Origin of the sequence: Synechococcus lacustris Maggiore-St4-Slac, from assembly GCF_024345595.1 — a bacterium.
Lineage (GTDB): Bacteria > Cyanobacteriota > Cyanobacteriia > PCC-6307 > Cyanobiaceae > Synechococcus_D > Synechococcus_D lacustris.
In genome coordinates this window covers 59,509-77,350 of sequence record NZ_JAGQBK010000001.1, presented here as the reverse complement: position 1 = coordinate 77,350, position 17,842 = coordinate 59,509, and the positions used below count along the sequence as shown (strand labels likewise).

At 54.4% G+C, this 17,842-nt stretch carries 15 protein-coding genes; 13 read left to right on the top strand and 2 right to left on the bottom strand.

Annotated elements, in window-relative coordinates; translation table 11 throughout:
* Positions 1-150 precede the first annotated feature (150 nt).
* From KBY68_RS00380 to KBY68_RS00355, 6 genes are all read left to right on the top strand, one after another.
* Positions 151-3,294 (top strand): exodeoxyribonuclease V subunit gamma, encoded by a 3,144-nt coding sequence (locus tag KBY68_RS00380; protein ID WP_255095477.1) that lies wholly within the window; start codon positions 151-153, stop codon positions 3,292-3,294.
* The gene (locus KBY68_RS00375; RefSeq protein ID WP_255095476.1) at positions 3,291-6,884 is read left to right on the top strand and encodes a UvrD-helicase domain-containing protein; all 3,594 of its coding nucleotides are present in this window, start codon (positions 3,291-3,293) and stop codon (positions 6,882-6,884) included. The genes KBY68_RS00380 and KBY68_RS00375 overlap by 4 nt, the downstream gene beginning before the upstream one ends.
* Positions 6,881-8,260 carry an ATP-dependent DNA helicase gene (locus KBY68_RS00370; protein WP_255095475.1) on the top strand — a complete coding sequence of 460 codons (1,380 nt, stop codon included), beginning with the start codon at positions 6,881-6,883 and terminating at the stop codon, positions 8,258-8,260. The genes KBY68_RS00375 and KBY68_RS00370 overlap by 4 nt, the downstream gene beginning before the upstream one ends.
* A 31-nt stretch (positions 8,261-8,291) precedes the next feature.
* Positions 8,292-8,528, top strand: coding sequence for a hypothetical protein (locus KBY68_RS00365; RefSeq protein ID WP_106499854.1), 237 nt, complete (start codon positions 8,292-8,294; stop codon positions 8,526-8,528).
* A gap of 4 nt (positions 8,529-8,532) precedes the next feature.
* Entirely contained in the window at positions 8,533-8,868 is a 336-nt protein-coding gene (locus tag KBY68_RS00360; protein ID WP_255095474.1) for a phosphomannose isomerase type II C-terminal cupin domain, read from the top strand.
* 148 nt (positions 8,869-9,016) lie between these two features.
* On the top strand, positions 9,017-10,771 hold the full coding sequence (locus tag KBY68_RS00355) for a DEAD/DEAH box helicase (RefSeq protein ID WP_390634966.1): 1,755 nt from the start codon (positions 9,017-9,019) through the stop codon (positions 10,769-10,771).
* A gap of 228 nt (positions 10,772-10,999) precedes the next feature.
* Here the strand turns inward: KBY68_RS00355 and KBY68_RS00350 are convergent, their stop codons facing one another.
* Complete coding sequence (locus KBY68_RS00350; protein WP_206603820.1) at positions 11,000-11,296, bottom strand: hypothetical protein; 297 nt, start codon at positions 11,294-11,296, stop codon at positions 11,000-11,002.
* Positions 11,297-11,351: 55 nt separating this feature from the next.
* Here KBY68_RS00350 and KBY68_RS00345 point away from each other — a divergent pair, with 55 nt between their 5' ends.
* From KBY68_RS00345 to KBY68_RS00335, 3 genes are read left to right on the top strand one after another with little or no spacing between them, the layout of a single operon-like run.
* Positions 11,352-11,606 carry a hypothetical protein gene (locus tag KBY68_RS00345; protein WP_255095473.1) on the top strand — a complete coding sequence of 85 codons (255 nt, stop codon included), beginning with the start codon at positions 11,352-11,354 and terminating at the stop codon, positions 11,604-11,606.
* Positions 11,603-12,232 (top strand): ParB-like protein, encoded by a 630-nt coding sequence (locus tag KBY68_RS00340; protein WP_255095472.1) that lies wholly within the window; start codon positions 11,603-11,605, stop codon positions 12,230-12,232. The genes KBY68_RS00345 and KBY68_RS00340 overlap by 4 nt, the downstream gene beginning before the upstream one ends.
* Positions 12,233-12,265: 33 nt before the next feature.
* Entirely contained in the window at positions 12,266-13,117 is an 852-nt protein-coding gene (locus tag KBY68_RS00335) for an LCP family protein (RefSeq protein WP_255095471.1), read from the top strand.
* Here the strand turns inward: KBY68_RS00335 and KBY68_RS00330 are convergent.
* Positions 13,080-13,628: an HdeD family acid-resistance protein gene (locus KBY68_RS00330; RefSeq protein WP_315855633.1), complete on the bottom strand. Its 549-nt coding sequence runs from the start codon at positions 13,626-13,628 to the stop codon at positions 13,080-13,082. The genes KBY68_RS00335 and KBY68_RS00330 overlap by 38 nt on opposite strands.
* A gap of 59 nt (positions 13,629-13,687) precedes the next feature.
* On the opposite strand from KBY68_RS00330, the gene KBY68_RS00325 reads away from it, so the two are divergent.
* From KBY68_RS00325 to KBY68_RS00310, 4 genes are all read left to right on the top strand, one after another.
* Positions 13,688-13,885: a hypothetical protein gene (locus KBY68_RS00325; protein ID WP_255095470.1), complete on the top strand. Its 198-nt coding sequence runs from the start codon at positions 13,688-13,690 to the stop codon at positions 13,883-13,885.
* A complete protein-coding gene (locus tag KBY68_RS00320; RefSeq protein ID WP_255095469.1) occupies positions 13,875-14,855 on the top strand; it encodes an FUSC family protein in 981 nt (326 codons plus the stop codon). Before KBY68_RS00325 ends, KBY68_RS00320 begins: the two co-directional genes overlap by 11 nt.
* Positions 14,855-15,901: an FUSC family protein gene (locus KBY68_RS00315; RefSeq protein ID WP_255095468.1), complete on the top strand. Its 1,047-nt coding sequence runs from the start codon at positions 14,855-14,857 to the stop codon at positions 15,899-15,901. Before KBY68_RS00320 ends, KBY68_RS00315 begins: the two co-directional genes overlap by 1 nt.
* 111 nt (positions 15,902-16,012) lie before the next feature.
* The gene (locus KBY68_RS00310) at positions 16,013-17,833 is read left to right on the top strand and encodes a TolC family protein (protein WP_255095467.1); all 1,821 of its coding nucleotides are present in this window, start codon (positions 16,013-16,015) and stop codon (positions 17,831-17,833) included.
* Positions 17,834-17,842 lie beyond the last annotated feature (9 nt).

The following is a 17,842-nucleotide window of genomic DNA, read 5'->3' as shown; positions in this document are numbered from 1 at the left end:
TCCGTTCTCCCTCCATTGGAGATCGGTGGTCACGGCGTTGAAAATTGATTCGTTAATGCAAAATTGTGTCAGGAATTCAACTTGGATGGGTGCTTTCTTAAGCGAAAATACCTTGAAAAAAGCTGAAGATCGCTTCCTTGCCACCCGGTTTTGTTCCGTTTAATCCAAAGCAACAGCATTGAAACCCTGGCTGCTGCCCTGGCTGAACAGCTGCTGGCAAATACCCCCGAGGATCCCTTTGCCGTGCAAAAGGTGTTGGTTAGCACCAATGCCATGGGGCGTTGGCTGGCCCTTGCCTTAAGTGAACAGCTGGGAATTTGCGCTGGCATCGATTTTGATTTTGGTGGCCGATACCTGCGCAATCTGGTGCGGCAACTAGCAGCGCAGCCCAGTGATAACCCTGATCCGTGGGAACCAGAACAGCTGCGCTGGCACCTGGCCCAAATGCTCCCCCAGATCCCAGGTAGCCAGCACTGGCCAAACAATTCACAGCTAAACCGGCAGCAATTGCAATTCCTGTTGCAATTAAGCGACACCCTTGATCAATACGGCCTCTATCGCCCAGCGGCAATTCGCCGCTGGCTAGCAGCGGAAAACCTTGATTTCGATGCCAAACCGCTCGAGGCAAGCGAACTCTGGCAAGCGCAACTGCTGCGCAACTTGCAAAACAAAGCCAAGGCCCTCGGCTTTGATCACCCCAGTGAACGCCTACTGCATGCGCCGCAACGCTTAGCCAAGGCAGAAGAGCTGTTTAAGCAATGGCAGCAAGAGGGTCCGCTGCATGTGTTTGGCCTCTCCAGCCTGGCCCCCGCTTTTTGGCAATTGCTCGCAACCATTGCCGCCAGCGGCCGGCGGGATGTGGTGCTCTACCTGCTGAGCCCCTGCAACGCCCCTTGGGGTGCCATGCCCCCTCCGATCAACAACGAAACCAGTGCGGTGGAACAGCTGGAAACAATGCTTCTTTACAAAGGGCATCCCCTGCTGGCAAACCTCGGGCGCACCCTGCGGGATTTTGATTGGCAACTGGAACTTATTTCCACCAACCTTGAGGAAAAGTTCCAACGGCATTCCTTGCCAAGCCCACCCCTTAAGGAGGGGGCAACGCTCTTAGATCAACTCAAACACGATCTAGCAACCGGCTTAAAAGGCAATCCCCTAGAGCTAAAAGCAGAGCAGCTAAACCTCCAGGTAATCCACTGCCACGGCGATCGCCGTCAGGTGGAGGAAGCCCACGAAGCAGTGCTTGCCTTAATGGCCCGCGACCCCAGCCTGCAACCGCGCCAGGTGTTGCTGCTAACAACGGATGTGGCCTGTTTTGCCCCCTTAGTGCTCGCCACCTTTGAGCAACCAGGCGGCAGCAGCAACCCCCGCCACCTGCCAATTCGCGTTACCGATCGCACCCTCAGGCAACGCAATCCCCAAATCAATCTCCTATTCCAACTGCTAGCTCTTGCCGGCAGCCGCTACGAAAGGGAAGCGGTGCTGGATTTATTGCTGCTGCCACCGGTGGCGCAAGCAATGCAACTTATCGATTTAGAACATCACCAATGGCTGCACCTAATCCAAGCGGTTGGAATCACCTGGGGAAAAGATGGCAGCCATCGCCAGCAGTGGGGTTATCCCGCTGGCGGCGAAAACAGTTGGCAATGGGGCCTAGATCGCCTGCTGCTGGGCCTACTAATAGAGGATCCATTTCCCGCTGAAGCTGCAGCCCTCGGCGAATGGCAAGGCATAGCTGCCCACGGCGATCCGCTTTTAACAGCCGCTTTAGTGCAGGCACTAATCAAGGCCTGCGAAACCCTATTTGATTTCCTACAGCGCCTCGAAAAACCCCTTACTCCAGGGGCCTGGGCAGAAGCCCTAGCCGAGGCCGTGCAAGGGCTCAGCAACAGCGCTGGCCTCAATGGCTGGCAGGCACCTGAACTTTATGAATTGCTCAAACCATTGCGCACTGCCCCCGCAAATGCGCCCCTGCTTGAGCGGGAGGCAGTGGTTTTACTGCTGGAGGAGGCAGAAGCCCAAGAGCAAGGCCGTTATGGCCATGTAAGTGGTGCCGTTACCCTCAGCGCCCTTGAGCCGATGCGCTCCATTCCCCATCGGGTGGTGGTGCTGCTGGGCATGGATGAAGAACGGCTGCCCCGCCAAGACAATTTCGCTAACTACAACCTGATGGCGCGCAACCCCTGGCGGGGCGATCGCAGCCGCCGCCAGGAGGATCGAGCAATCCTGCTCGAAACCTTGCAGGCCTGCCGCCACCACTGGATTGCCACCTACACGGGCACTGATCCACGCACGGGGGAAGAACAAAACCCAGCGGGTCCCCTGGCCGATTTAATCAGCTGCTTAACAACTCAATACCGCTGCAGTGATGGCACAGCGATCAAAGATCTATTGGTGCGCCGCGCCCCACCGCTGCGGCCCCTGCCAGTAGCCCCCATCAATGGGCTTGAAGCCCTATGGCCTGCCAATTTGGATTGGCCAGCCACTGAAACAGCCAGCAGCGATCTAAGCGAACTACAACTATTTTTTCGCGATCCGGCCCGGGCATTCCTGCGGGCCCATGGCATCCAACTGCAACGCAAACCAGAGCAAGCCTGGGATCCAGAGGAAACAGAACTAGATGGTTTGCATCGCTGGCAAATAGGCGAACAAATGCTGCCCCTAGGGGTTGATGGGCTAAGCCCAGCTGCCTGGCAACAGCAACAGGGGGCCCTAGAGCGCCGGGGCAAACTGCCCTCAGGCCCGGCCGCCCAGGTGGTTAGCGCCAACCTTCGCCAGCGCAGCCTTGCCCTACTGCAAATTGATCAGCAACTGCAGCAAAGCCAGCCAAACTCACAACGCATTATCAGCAGCGGTGTTTTAAACGCAAAACGCAAGCTGCAAGCTTGGATTGCCCATTTGGATGCCAATCAAACTGAACCACGCCCCACCTATTTAATTGGCCCAAAAGCAAGCGGTGAACAGGAAGAACTAATCAGCCTATGCCTTGATCCCATCGATTCTGCAACAGCCAACACACACCTAGCTCTACTGCTTAAATTACATCAAGAAGGCCTAAATCGGCCCTTGCCATTTGAACCAGAAGCCAGTTGGTTGCTGCTTAACTACCGGCTAAATCCAGAAGCGAATTGGAATCAATTAGATAATTATCAATGGCCAGATTCAATCATTCAATTAAATGGTGGTGAGGCACCAAATTTATTTAGTTGGTGGGATCAGGCTGATTGTTTGAGCCTAGCTGAGCAGATTTTGATACCGCTTGATGAAGCATTAGCAGCTTCCAAAATATCATGACTAACCTTGATTTAAATGGAGCTCTACCCTCTGGCACCGAGGTGATTGAGGCCAGCGCCGGCACGGGTAAAACCTATGCCCTCAGCCACCGGGTATTGCGCTTAATTGCAGAACAAGGGTTGCCTGTTGAATCAATCCTGGTGGTTACTTTCACCAGGGCGGCGGCGGCAGAAATTCGCAGGCGGATTCGTGATCGCTTGAACTTGGCCGCCACCGCATTGGCGATGGCCATCGGCCAACAGGCGGAAAATAGCCCCGCCCTAGATGAAACCCTTGCCCCTTTAATCGCTAGCTGGCATTCAAGTTCCGATCCCTATGAACCACTGCTAAGGCTATTAAAAGCATTAGATCAAGTGGATTTAGCCCCAATCCACACCATCCATGGCTTCATCAAAACCCTTATTCGCGCCAACGGGCCCTTGCTGGCCATTGATCCGATGGTGGGATTACAAGAAAACAACCAGGAATTGCTATTTAATCTTGTTACCCATTGGCGCCGCTGCAAGCTATCGCCAAGTTCAAGCCCCTGGCAGGCATGGGTGCATAGCCACGCTGATCTAAGGGCAGATCAACTTTTAAAGCTAGCCCAATTGATAGACGACGACCGCGATATGCAAATAGCCAATCCCAAATATGCAACTGATCCCGAGCAACTGTGGGCAGATCTAGAGCAGCGCTTTCACAATGCCCTAGCAAGCCAAGGCGATGAAACTGCAGCCGCGTTGGTTGCCCTATGTAAAGGCAAAGGCAACGAAACTCCCGTAAAAATAATTCCTAAAACCAGGCTAACTGAATTGCCAAGTCGGCTGGAAATAGCAAGGCAGCAGTTTTTTTTAAATCCCTCGCCTCACAATGCAAAAACCTATCGCCATCTATGCCAAGCCTTCGCCACCAATCGCCTGCGTTTGGTGCTGGCCGACCCCAGCCAGGCACCAACAGCGGGGCTCCATCACCTGGCCGATCAACTCTGTTATCAACCAATTGAACAACTACTTCAGCAATTCTGCCTGCAAATAAAAGAGCAGGCCAGCGGCCAAAGGTTGGCTCAAAACGTCCTCAGTTTCTCCGATCTACTCGAGCGGGTTGATCCTGCAAAACTAGAGCCAGATCAATTAATCGCTCTTAAAACCTGGGCCCAGCGTAAATATAAATGCTGCTTAATCGATGAATTTCAAGATACGGATCCAATTCAATGGCGTTTGTTTGATTCTTTATTTGCAGGAAATTTACCAATCACCCTGATCGGTGATCCCAAACAAGCCATCTACCGCTTTCGTGGTGGCGACATCCGCACCTATCGCCTTGCCACCAGTGGCAATAACCGCAGGCGGGCGGGCCTCAACACCAATCGCCGCAGTGATCCCCAACTACTTGATGTGCTCAACCGATTATTTAGCGAAGGCGAAGCATTTGGAAGTGCCGAAATTCCTTACCACCCAGTTCAGGCACCCCCAAACACTCCCTCCTTTCGGTTGCGATATGGCAACAGCAAAGCCCCTGTGCCTCCAGTGCGGTTGCGCTGGATCACCAGCGGCGATAAGCCCACAGCCACAACCAACCTGAGCCGCACCCTGGCAGCCAGTGTGGCCAGCGACTTGCAAAATTGCCTTGCTCAAGGTTTAGAAAAACTGTCGGGCAATAGCTGGCGGCCAATCAATCCAGGCGATCTGGCCGTTTTGGTGAGCCGTAATACAGAAGCGCTGGCAATTCAACGGGAATTGCTCAGCCGTGGCATACCAGCTCGCATCGGCAGGGGTGGCAATATCTGGGCTACGGCGGAAGCTGGCAGTGTTGCCCTTGCCCTAAGCGCCCTTGCGGCAGATGGCCGCAAACCGCCCGCCCTCGCCCTTGCCTTATCACCTTTAGGGGGATTTAACGCCGGGGAAGTTTCAACCTGGGACGACTTTGAACATGGTTCATGGCTGCAAAAAATCAGCAGAGCTGAGCAGCGCTACCAGCAACTTGGCCCCCTACCGGCCCTGGAGCTGCTAATTGCCACCGGCCCTGGCATAGCCCGCCTCAATGCTTGCCTTGGTGGTGCCCAACGGGTGAGCGATTTGCTTCAGCTTGGCGAACTGCTGCAAGAAAACTGGCAAACCCAAGGACGCCCCTCCCCCGCCCGCCTTGGCCTCTGGCTAGCGCAAAAACGCTGCAGTGCGGAAGGCTCCAACAGCAGCCAGCAACGGTTGGTGGCTGCTGGGGAGATGGTTTGCATCAGCACCCTTCATGCCAGCAAAGGTTTGGAATTTCCTTTGGTTTGGTGTCCCACCCTTTGGCGTGGTTCCGGGGGGCCAAAGGCGGAGGAACCATTTAGGGGCTGGGATCAAGCCAGCCAAAAACGCATCTTGGAATTAAACCGTTGTGATGGAAGTTCCCCAAGGCTGGAAAGGCGCGAAACGGCAGAACTGGAGGCCTGGCAGGAGGGGTTACGCCTCGGCTATGTGGGTATTACCCGCGCCTGCCATCAACTGAGCCTTGATTGGGGTCGGGTGCGCGATAGCGCCACCAGCTTGCCCGCATGGTTACTCCATCGCGAACTGCGCAGGCCCAGGGCCCAGCAGCCATGGGAGGCCATAGCAACAGCCATCAAGGAAAACCCCCAATTGCAACAACAGGTGCAACGCCGCTGCCTTGAATTAGGCATCCAATTTGAACTGGTGGAGCCGCAGCCCAGCCAAGGAAGCCAGCCAACCATTGCAATCCCAAGCCTGCTGTCCCCGGCTCCTGCCAGCCAGGTCAAAGCATCGCTGCCACGGCCAAACCTTGCCCCCTGGGGCAGGTGGAGCTACAGCCGCTTGGTGGAACAAAACCAAGTTGCCTCTGATTACAGCAGGGAAGAAGAGGGCTTTGATCCAGATAACAGCCCAGCAGGTGATGGGGCCGGCAGCTCAGAAAGCCCCCTATGGAGCAGCCTTCCAGCTGGTGCTGCCTTTGGCACCCTTGTGCATGGGGTGCTGGAGCAGCTTGATTTCAGCGCTGATTTAGCTGCACCAGAGGTCCAAAAAATTCTTGTTGATGCCGTTGCCCGTTCTGGCTTTGAACCACACTTGGCCGCGGAGCTAAGGCCAGCCCTGCAAGAACTCATGCAGAGGTCCCTCGGGGGACCCCTGGGCCAGTTGCGCCTTAATCAAATTGAACGCCAAAACAGTTTGCGGGAATTGCCCTTTGATTTACCCCTGAGTGGCTTTGAAAACGGCCCGCCCCTAGATGTATTGGGTGAGGCCCTAAGTCAACTCGCAAAACACCCCAATCCATTGGTTTGCTCCTATGCAAAAGAACGGCTTAAACAACGCCTACCCCAAGCCAGGGCCGGTTTTTTAAATGGGGTGATCGATTTGGTGTTCCGGGCACCAGCTGCCAATGGAGATCTGCAATGGGTGGTGCTGGATTGGAAAACAAATCGGCTCAGCCAACCTGTGGCAAAACTGATGGCAGATAAGGATTATTGGCTGCAGGCCCAGCTCTATCGCCACGCCATAGAGCAATGGCTGCGGCTGCGGCTTGGTTTAACCAAATCCGAACCCTGCCCCGTTCACGCCTTGATGTTGTTCACCCGCAATGGTGAAAGCGCCTGGCTTACTAATCCATGAGTGCCACCCGCCTATTGGCCCTTGCGCCAGCCAGCGTGCAAAGCCAGGCAGAGGCCTTAAAGCCATTGCTGGAATTGTTTTTTAGCAATCTTGGCCAAGGTAAAGAACCGCTTGAATTGGCTGAAAGCCAGTTACCAGATGAACTGATCAGCGCCCTAGCAGCTCTGCCACTGGTGCTGGATAAAAAACCAGATGAACCGTTAAAGCTCTGGACGGCTAAGGGGTTCAAACAGCAACAAAAGGTGCTTGCGCAACTTGTTGATCTGCTCAAATCCCACAACGGACTTTTGGTAACAGGTGGGGCCGGCAGCGGTAAAACCAGCCTGGTGCGAAAACTACTGGGGGAGATAAATCAGCCAACGGCCCTAATGGCCCCCACTGGCAAGGCAGCCGCCCGCTTGAGGGAGGCGATGGCGCCAATGCCCGAGGGGATGCAATGCGGCACCATTCACCGCTGGCTTGAGGCCAGTGGTGATGGCCGATTTCGCCGGGGACCACAACGGTTGCTGGAGTTAAGCAGCGTTGTTGTTGATGAATTTTCAATGGTGGAAATAATGCTGCTGGAGGCCCTATTGGCGGCATTACCCCCTGGGGTGAAGCTGTTTTTATTGGGGGATCCTGGCCAGCTGCCACCGATATCCGGGGCCGGTGTGCTCGCTCCCTTGAAAGCAAAGCTGGCGGCAGAGGCACCGCAATGCTTAATCGAATTAAAAGGCTCCCATCGCTTCAATCAAACCACTGCCCTTGGGGAATTTGTTCAGCAGCTGCGCAAGGGGCCCATCGATTTGGCCACACAATTGCAGCAGCTGCCAGAAACAGGCAATTTAGGTTTCTACAATTTAAATCTGGGTTGGCCCATAGAATTAACTGAACGCTTAAATCTGCACCGCAAGCAACTATTAATAGCAGCTGAAAATAAGCACTATTCAGATCAAGAAGCCCTCAACACGCTTCTGGAATTAATGTTATTGGCGCCGCGGCGAAAGGGCCGCCATGGGGTGGATCAATTAAATGAACGCTGGCTTGGCTTAGATCGAAATAATCCCTTGGCTTGGCCCGTGGGAACCCCAGTTTTAATCAACCGCAATAACAATGAAAAAGGCCTATCAAATGGTGATTTGGGCTTAATTCGCAGCGATGAAAGGGGCCGAAAAGTGGCGGTTATCGCCAGCGGTGATGGCGCCCAGCGCATCCCCTTGGAATTGCTTGTTGGCGTGGAACCGGCCCTTGCGATCACAGTGCATAAAAGCCAAGGCAGCCAAGCTAAGCAGGTGATAGTTGTGATCAATGAAGCCGAGGGGCTGGATCCCAGGTTGCTCTACACAGCCCTAACCCGCGCCCAAGATCGGGCCGATCTACTTTTTTCAGTTCCATAACAAAACTGCTGAATTTGCACTTTTAGAAGCAGTGTTGGAGCATTCCCTAATTAATGCATTGGAAATACCACCTTTTATCGGCGTTCCCCTAACCCCAACCCCACCAGCGATGTATCGCGATTGCATGCGCACCCAGCTTGGCATTGATGAATGGCTGCTGGGCCCTGGCGCCCTGAATGAACAACTTCCCTATCCCCCTGGCCTCACAGCCCAGCAAATAGCTATCGCCACTCGTTTTTGCCAGGCAATCGGCGACGACGATGGCTGAAGCAATGGCAATAACTAAACGCCCATGGGGCTGGTTTGAAACCTTGGCGGAGGGGGAGGGCTATCTAATAAAAAGATTGTGGATTGCCCCACATCAGCGCATTTCATTGCAACGTCATCAGCATCGCCAGGAGCATTGGTATGTGGCCCTTGGCGGTGGCTCGGTAACCATTAACGATCAAGATTTAGAAGCCCCAATTGGCAGCACATTTGATGTGCCCTGTGGATCTATTCATCGAGCTGAAGCTGGGTTTGAAGGGATGTTGATTGTTGAAATCCAAAGGGGGGACCTTCTTAGTGAAGCCGATATTGAACGTTTAGCCGATGACTATGGCCGATAAGTAGGGCCTCAGCCATGGAGCATCGGGTGATATATTTCAGTTGTTGAAAGTCCATCTGAATAGGGCAAGGCAGATCAAAACGTGGGTTCTGCCGGCCTGAATCAAGGAATTTCAGGCCAACCTACGGCGACAATCGCCCTATCCAACCGTGACTACTACGCCTCAATTTCCCCTGCCTAGCGAACTGAATCCTGAGGATCCAGCTTCCGAATCATCTGAATCAAATTCAGCTATTGCCAGTTCTGGTTTTGCCAGTTTTGGTTTGCCTGCAAACCTTCTAGAGGCCCTAGAGCGCTGCGGTTATCAGGAGCCATCACCAATCCAGGCGGCTGCCATTCCCGAATTAATGCTCGGCAGGGATTTGCTGGGCCAAGCTCAAACAGGCACAGGTAAAACCGCTGCTTTTGCCCTACCGCTGCTAGCCAGGCTAGATATCGAAGCGCGCCATCCTCAGGTGTTGGTGTTAGCGCCAACCCGTGAACTTGCAATTCAAGTAAGCGAAGCCTTTCAACGCTATGCCTCATGTACCCCTGGGGTTCATGTGCTTGCTCTTTACGGAGGCACTGATTTTCGCGATCAAATCCAGAAGTTGCGTAGGGGTGTTCAGGTAATAGTTGGCACCCCAGGCCGGGTGATGGATCACATGCGCCAGGGCACCCTTGATGTTTCCAAATTAGAAACACTGGTGCTTGATGAAGCAGATGAAATGCTGCGCATGGGTTTTATCGACGATGTGCAATGGGTGCTGGAGCAATTACCAACTAAGCGGCAAGTGGTGTTGTTTTCTGCCACCATGCCAAATGAAATCAGGCGGATTTGCCAACAACATCAAAAGCAACCGGCTGAGATCACCATTCGCACCCGCCAAGCTGATGCCGGCCGCATTCGCCAACGTTTTATCAGTGTTCCCCATCATCAAAAACTACCTGCTCTGCAAAGGGTGCTTGAGGCCCACGGCCGCGGTGGTGTAATTATTTTTGCCCGCACAAAAGCGGTAACAGTTGTGGTGGCTGAAGCCCTTGAAGCCAGTGGCACCGCCTGCGCTGTACTCAATGGCGATATTCCCCAATCCCTGCGGGAACGCACAATTGAACGCTTAAAAGATGGCAAGGTAGATGTGTTGGTGGCCACCGATGTGGCAGCCCGGGGCCTTGATGTGGAGCGCATTGGTTTAGTTGTTAATTACGACGTTCCCTTCGACAGCGAAGCCTATGTGCATCGCATTGGTCGCACCGGCCGCGCCGGCAGGGAAGGGGACGCGATCCTGTTTCTCTCCCCCAGGGAGCGCCGTTTGCTCTACGGGCTAGAGCGGGCCGTTGGTTGTGCGATTGAACCGATGGAGGTGCCCTCCGATGCGGAAATCAATCAACAGCGCCTAGACCAACTGCAGGAAAAACTCACCTGCCTGCTCACTGAACCCGTAGCGAGCGAGCGCCAGCAGGAGGTGGCACTGATGGCTGAAATCATTCAAAGGCTCAGCCGTGAAACCGAAGCCACCCCAGAGCAACTAGCCCTTGCCGCCCTAAGGCTCTCCCAAGGCGATCAACCCTTGTTGGTGGTGCCCCAAGTTCAAAATTCAGTTACGCGTATGGGTCGCAATGAACGGCCCGAACGGGCTGAACGCCGGGGGCCAGGGGGCCGGGGCAGCGATAGCCCTGAATCCCACATGGAACGCTTCCGGGTGGAGGTGGGCTGGCGTGATCGGATCAAACCCGGCCATATTGTTGGCGCCATTGCCAATGAAACCGGCTTAGATGGCAAAAAGATTGGCCGCATCAACATTTTCGACGACCACAGCACAATCGATCTACCCAAAGGCATGCCGCCTGAGTTAATGCGTACCCTTAGCCAGGTGAAAGTGATGCAAAAGGAACTACAGATAACTCGCCTAGCAGTGGGCTGATTAACACCTGCCCCCTAAAGGCACACAAAAGCGCTTGGATGGCTTTATATCAATTGGTATAAAGCATCACAGTAATGTCAGCTTTTAGGCTGGTTTTAGGCATCAGCCTGTGGCTTGGGTTACCCCAAGCCCTACGGGCCGAAACAGCCATCCAAAACCTATGCATGGCTGGCTTCCAGAGCGCTTTTGCCCAGGCTGGCCAACAGCCCCCTGAAGGCATGGCTGTTTTTACCTGCCGCTGTTTGATTCAACGGCTTCAAGATGGGGAAGCTTTGAATCCAGCTCGGGAAAGCTGCAAATTGGAAGCCAGCCGACGTTTTCGGATTTTGCCCAAGGGCTAAGGCTTAAATGGTTAATGGGAACGTCGCAGGCTTTTTCCAACACCGGTTCACTCAGCAATAAATCCATCTGATCGTGAATCTCCAGTTCGCCATTTTCATCCCAGGTGAGAACCCAAGGCAGGGGAGCCCGCGAAGCCATCGCCACCTCCAGTGGTTTGTTTGAGTTTGCTGACAATGCCAGCATTTTTTGCTGATTCGCCGTAGTGCTGATTTGCTTCCAACTGCCGCAACGAAAGTTCATGGCCATCCGTTTGCCACGCAGGTTTTTTATTGCCCTAGGCGTTTGCCTCGCGGCAACTAGTAATCCCTGCTTTGCTAATTCAGTAACCGCTGAATCAATCTGGGATCAAGGCAATGCCCAGGAAAGGGCCCGCGCTCAAATCCCCGCAGGAGCCACTATCACGAGCAGCAACTGCGAAACATTTCAAGTGCGAGATGATCTGCGCTACCGCTGCACTTTGGAATACAGCACCATCCCTGCCCTAACTCCATGACCTTGCAGCTTCCAACCTTTGATGCCCTGCCGCCACCGCCAAAAGAAGGCAAACTTCTAGAAATAGCAATTGCTGATTTAAAACCAACCCAAATGTGTGTTGGCCTAGCGGAGGTGCAACATCGGCGCAAGGATTTTGCAACTGATTCACTTAAAGAAAGGCGTAAATATCTAAAAGGCAAACCCGTTCCCTTGGTGCACAGCCCAGGAGCTGGCTTTTGGATGCTTGATCGCCATCACCGGCTGCGCGGCCTGCTGGAGATTGATCCAAGTGCTACGGCCTTTGGTTATGTGGTGTTAGAGCTCCAAGAAGTGGAGGCAGATCTGGTGCTGCAAATACTGCAGCAAAAAGGTTGGCTGTATCTCTACAACGGCAGAGGCCAGGGCCCTCAGCACCCCAGCACCCTGCCCAAAAACCTCACCGAGCTGGAGGATGATCCCTACCGCAGCTTGGTGTGGAAGCTTAAGCAAGAAGGAATTATCGAAGCTGCACCCCTGATCCCTTTCCATGAATTTCGCTGGGGGGCATGGTTAAGGCGCAAACCATTGCCACCATTCAGCTCAATGCAACTAGAACCCGCATTGCCAGCGGCAAGGGCCTATGCCCGGCTGGAAAAGTTGGGCTGAATTTGCTTAAATTAAGGTAAAGAGGATTAAGAAGTGCCTAAGTGGGGTGCTGCCCAGCCGCAAAAAAAATCACTTGGTTTTTTCAGCTTGGCCATTGCCATGGCAGGGGGCTTGGGTTTTGGCGCCTTCCTGCTGGAGCCGAGCCTTAATGCGCTTAGGGGTTTAGATCCTGGCGCTGCAATTCAACAATTGCTGCTGCAGCCCCCCCAAGATGTGTTGATCCTTGGCACAGATGAATCGGGGGTGTTAACTGATGTGATGGCCACATTGCATCCCACCCGGGAAGGGGTGCATTTGATGCAAATTCCCCGCGATACTTTTATCGATTCCGCCGTTCATGGTGAGATAAAAGCAAATGCATTATTTGCTTTAGGTGGAATCCAAGAGGCGGAAACAGAGGTTTCAAACCTTCTGGGTCGCCCCTTACAACACCACATTTTAATCAACTTAAAGGCAATCAGAAAGCTTGGTGATGCCGTTGGGGGGGTGGAGATAAATGTACCTAAAACGATGTATTACAACGACTCACGCCAAAACCTTGCTATTGCCCTTGAACCTGGCCTGCAAACCCTGAGGGGCAATGATCTGGAGGGATTTTTGCGCTTTCGCCACGATGAACAAGGCGATCTTGGCCGCATGGATCGGCAGAGATTAGTGGTTAGCGCCCTATTGAAAAAGTTGGCATCACCCCAGGTGATCACCCAATTACCGCAGCTGATTTCAGTGCTGGGTGGGGATTTAAAAACTGATCTAAATCCAATTGAACTTGCAAGTTTGGCCACTGCTGTTGCTGGCAAACCTTTAATACCATCAAGGCTGCCAGGCACCGCTGGCTACCGCAACAACATCAGCTATTGGTTTGTGGGCTCCCCTCCGCCGAACTAACAAATAGGCGGAAAGCGGAAAACAACAACGCCACACCGAAAAGTGTGCCCACCACCCAAAGGGTGTCTGAGGGCCATTCCACCAACACCATGCCACCAAGTAGGCAGGTGATAATTCCATCTAGCAACACCAAACTGCGGGCGGGCCCCGCTGCAGCGGCGGCGGCAGCTAATTCCATAACCCCCTCCACCACTAGCAAAGCACCTAGAAAAAGCGTAATGCTGAAGGTGCTATCAACCGGGAAAAGCAACACAAATAGGCCGCCAACCACGTAGAGCAGTGAAGCCACCAAACGAAAAATGCGCGCTTTTAGATCAGCTGCTGCCCCCAAACGCAGTAGTTGACTAACCCCAGCTGCCACCGCCACAGCCCCAAAGGCCAAGGTAACTGCCGCTGCTGAAAGGAAAGGGAACACAATTGAGGCGGCCCCAGCCACCAGCAGTAAAACAGCCGTGGCGATTCTTAAAGCGGGGGAGGCTGGAATGGCCATGGCTTGAACAACAACACGCACCAAAGCCTAGCCAAGGCCTAATAATTGAATTATCAAGCTTTTGTATCTCCCTATTTTTGATGCCTAATACCCACCAGAATTCCAATGATGAAACACCAGTTGCTGCTATGGATGAGGCCTTAAAACGTAAATTGAAAGCCATGCCAAAACGCAAGGAAGCCCAGGTGGAAGCGGCACCTACCCATCACACCCAAACCCTTCAGGAACCGGAGGAGGACTTGGAATTACGCGGTAGGGGGTTGCGGGGTGACGGCTGAGCTGAACCAGCAAGCTCTCAAAAACGCAATTAAATATTTTGTAGCTGCTGCCATCGCTGGCAGCATTGCTCTTGCCACCGATCAAGTGAGCTTCATTTGGTACCCGCTTTTGGCGGTGGTGATGTGCATGGATGAAACTGAAACCAGGGTGATTGCCGCCTCCCGCGGTCGGATGTTGGGCACGGTGGCCGCAGGCGTAGTGGGTTTTGTTGTGCACACAGTGCTCCAAGGTTGGGTAGCACTAACTGTTTCCTTGTTGATCCTGGTGCCGATTTTGCGCTGGTGCCGCTGGCAGGCGGGCCTTGCCACTGGAGTTGTTTTGCTTTCAATGTTATTCCTTGTTGCTGAATACAGCTCCCTAGATTGGTTATACATACTCAATCGCACCATCGACACCCTAATCGGTGTGCTGGTGGCCATAGCAGTTAGTAATTTACTCTGGCCAATTAATCGCCTAGCTGAAATTTATAGCCTTGATTTAAAATTAAGGCAGCTTCTTAGCAAAAGGCTGCTTAATATTCAACAATTATTATTTGGAACAGCAGCCGCCCCAGAAGCTCAAGTGCCCCTAGAAGGCTCCAGGCTAATAGGCCAGCTCAGCCAACTGGTAAACGATGAATTGCGCAGTAGACCCCATGGAGCAGCCACGCGAAAGCATTGGCGCCAAAGGTGCATTCTCTGGGAGCGGGTTAATCACCACAGCATGCAGCTATTGCGCTTAATTAGCTGGCTTCCTGCAACATTTGATGGCCTTGAACAGGGCCCGTGGCTAAACACACTTCACCAATCATTGAATACAAAACTTGACGTTACTGAGCTAAATTCAACAAACCGCCGCCAGCTGCTCAAGGTTGCAAGCCAAACAAATATTCCCCCATTGCTGCTGCTTGCCGTTGAAGATGAATTACACCGCCTAATTAGCAGCATCAAAAGCTTGCAACTAGCGAGCAACGCTGAAATATCAGCCTAATGGTTCCTAATTATCGCCTTTTTAATCAGAGCGAAGTGCGCCTTGCCCTCACGGCAGGTTTATCAGCCGGGCTAACAATTACCTTGGGCTTGCCTGATCCCATGTATGCCCCAATGGCTGTGGCAGCAGTGTTATCAGGTACCCTCGGCAACAGCTGGACCTTGGGAGTACAGAGAATTCAAGGCACCATTTTGGGGAGTTTAATTTTATTTATTGGCCACAACACAATCGCAACTTCGATGCCGATGCCGATTGGCATCGGCATAAGCCTTGCCTGCACCAGAATATTTGGTGGCTCATTGGGTTTGCGCTCCGGCTACAAGGTGGCAGGGCTGGTGGTGGTGATGGGCTGGACCGTGCATGCCAATTCAATTAATAGTTGGCTTCCAATCCGCTTACTAGTTACTTTGATCGGCGTTTTGTTGTCTTTAATAGCAATCAATGCCTTTTGGCCAAGCCGCGCTTTAGCGGAACATAAAAAGCTTTCCCAGGCCCTATTCAATGGTTTTGCTGAGGCGTTGCAGGAAAGAGTTCAGCATTTAAAGATTGGCGTAGATATGCAGGCAGAGATCAAACGGCAGCGCCGTGATGGGCTTTTAAGTAAATTGATGGCGTTGCAAAATCAACGGCCTGCAGCATTAGTGGAACTTGGCGCCGATCGCAATGGCGAAAGGCTATTACGCCTTTGGGATTTAGAAGAGCAATTTTTCACTGAGCTGATTGGCTACTACCGCACCCTGCTGCGCTTGCCGATGCTGCCAATGGATGGGCCTGAATTACAAAATCTGCTTGAAGTGGAACTAGATGTGCTCAGTTTTATTGCAAACCAATTGATCTGTTACGCAAATATCTGGCCAAACCCCCTAACTAAGCAAGATTCACATCAATGGAGCTCTGCCCTTGAAACAGCGGAACAGCAGATATACGAAAACCCAAAGGTGATGGATACACTGCTGGCAAGTAGTGGCGGGCGCAGGGCAATGGTTTGCAATCAACTTTTGCAAGCGATTGAACGCTTCCAAAACAATTGGATCGCCCTTGCCTAATAAAACGCCAATTAATTTTCCTGCTGCCGCCTCTACAGCCGAACACCCCCAGCCCAGTTCAGTGGCTGCAGCAATCAAGCTGCGGCTACCAAGGCGTTGATCAACATCACCGTGGCAATCAGTAAGCGCGCCCTGGCACTGTTGTGGGCGGGGCTATTGCCGGTTCAGGTGTTGCCGGCTCCGCTATCCGCCCAACCGCTGCAATCCCAAACCACCCAGCTCCTAGAGCGCAGCTGGCAAAAGCTTGATGCGCAACTGCGGGCGCTCGATCAGCTGCTCCCCACTGAGCCCGAGCCCCCGGTGGGCAACGTGCTCGCCACGCCGCAGTTGCCAGCCAACCTAATTAAGGCCAACCAAGCGGCCAACGGCCCGATCCAACCGGCCAACGCCGTGGCCGCTCCGCCCCTAGATCTGCCCACTGCCCAGCAACTCCAGGCCGAAGGCGTCGCCAGCCTCAGCCTGGAGCAGGCCCTGGCGATCGCCTTTGCCAACAGCCCAAGCCTGCAAGCCCAGCGGGAACAGGTGGCCGCCGCCTTGGCCAGCCTCCAGGCCGCCATGGGCAGCTACTGGCCAACGATCAGCGCCTTTGCCAATGGTGGATACGAGGGCAGCCGCAGCAGCACCACCTCCAACAAACCCAACAACAACCTCGGCTTTGGCGAGCTGTTTGATAGCAACGGCCTGCTCACCCCCACCTCCCCATCCACCAGCACTGCCCAAACCGGAAGCCCCACCGCCGGCCCCTTCTATGTGCCCAACGGCGGTTCCGTGGCGGCCACCTCCGGGGAATGGGGCATTGAAGGCGGCTTGCAGCTCAACTACGCCCTGCTCAACTTCGCCCGCACCCCAACGGTTCGCGCGGCGCGCGCCAGCCTGGAGCAGCAGCGCAACACCTACGCCAACCAGCTGCGCAGCCTGCAGCTGCAGGTGAGTGAGGCCTACTACCAGCTGCAGCAAAACGACCAACTAGTGCGCGTTTACGACGCCAACCTGCGCAACGATCTATTGATCCTGCAGGACACCCTCGACCTCAAACAGGCCGGCCTAGTGCCCAGGCTCAATGTGTTGCGGCGGCGCGCCATCCTGGCCTCCGATGAAGAAACCCTGATCCAATCGCTGGCCGACCGGGCGGTGGCACGCCGCCAGCTGGCGGTGCTGCTCAACCTGCCCGCCAGCGTGATCCCCAGCCCCAGCGACCCGATCGTGGTGCAGCCCCGCTGGCCGCTCGATCTGGAAAGCAGCCTGCTGGCGGCCTATCGGGGCAATCCCGAACTGGAGGCGATCTTGGCCACCCGCACGGCCCTCAGCCAACAAAGCCAGGCCACCGCTGCAGGCTTGCTGCCGAAACTTTCCCTTTTTGCCAGCGCCGGTGGCAACAGCTCCCAAACCAGCCTGGGCAACTTCGCCCTTGCTGGGGGGGGCTGCTGCGGCTCCACCGCCCTGCCTCTCTCCAGCACCAGCGGTGGGGACTGGTCTGCGGGACTCACTTTCACCTGGCTGCTGTTTGATGCCGGCAACACCGCAGGCCAGGCGCGGGCCCTGGCCAAACGGGAGGCGGCCGCTGCGCAGCAGTACGCCGCCACGCGCAACGACATCCGCCTGCGGATCGAGCAGGCCTTCTTTAACCACGAAGCCAGCCTGGCCAAGCTCAGCTCAGCCCGCCGCGGCGTGGCCGCAGCCCTTGAGGCCTTTCGCGACGCGCGCCTGCGCTATCTCACAGGCCTCGATAGCGAGCTCAATCTCTCTAATACCCAGGAGCGTTTAATCAACAGCCTGGTGCAACGGCTCAACGCCACGGTGAACGTGAACATCACCTACGCCAAGCTGTTGAAGGAGCTTCTGCCGATGCCCAGGGATTCCAACGCGCCAATCCAGCCGCAATTGCAACTCACCCAGCCGCAGCTCAGCAGCAGCGCCCCGGGCCAACCCTGAGCCGAGAAA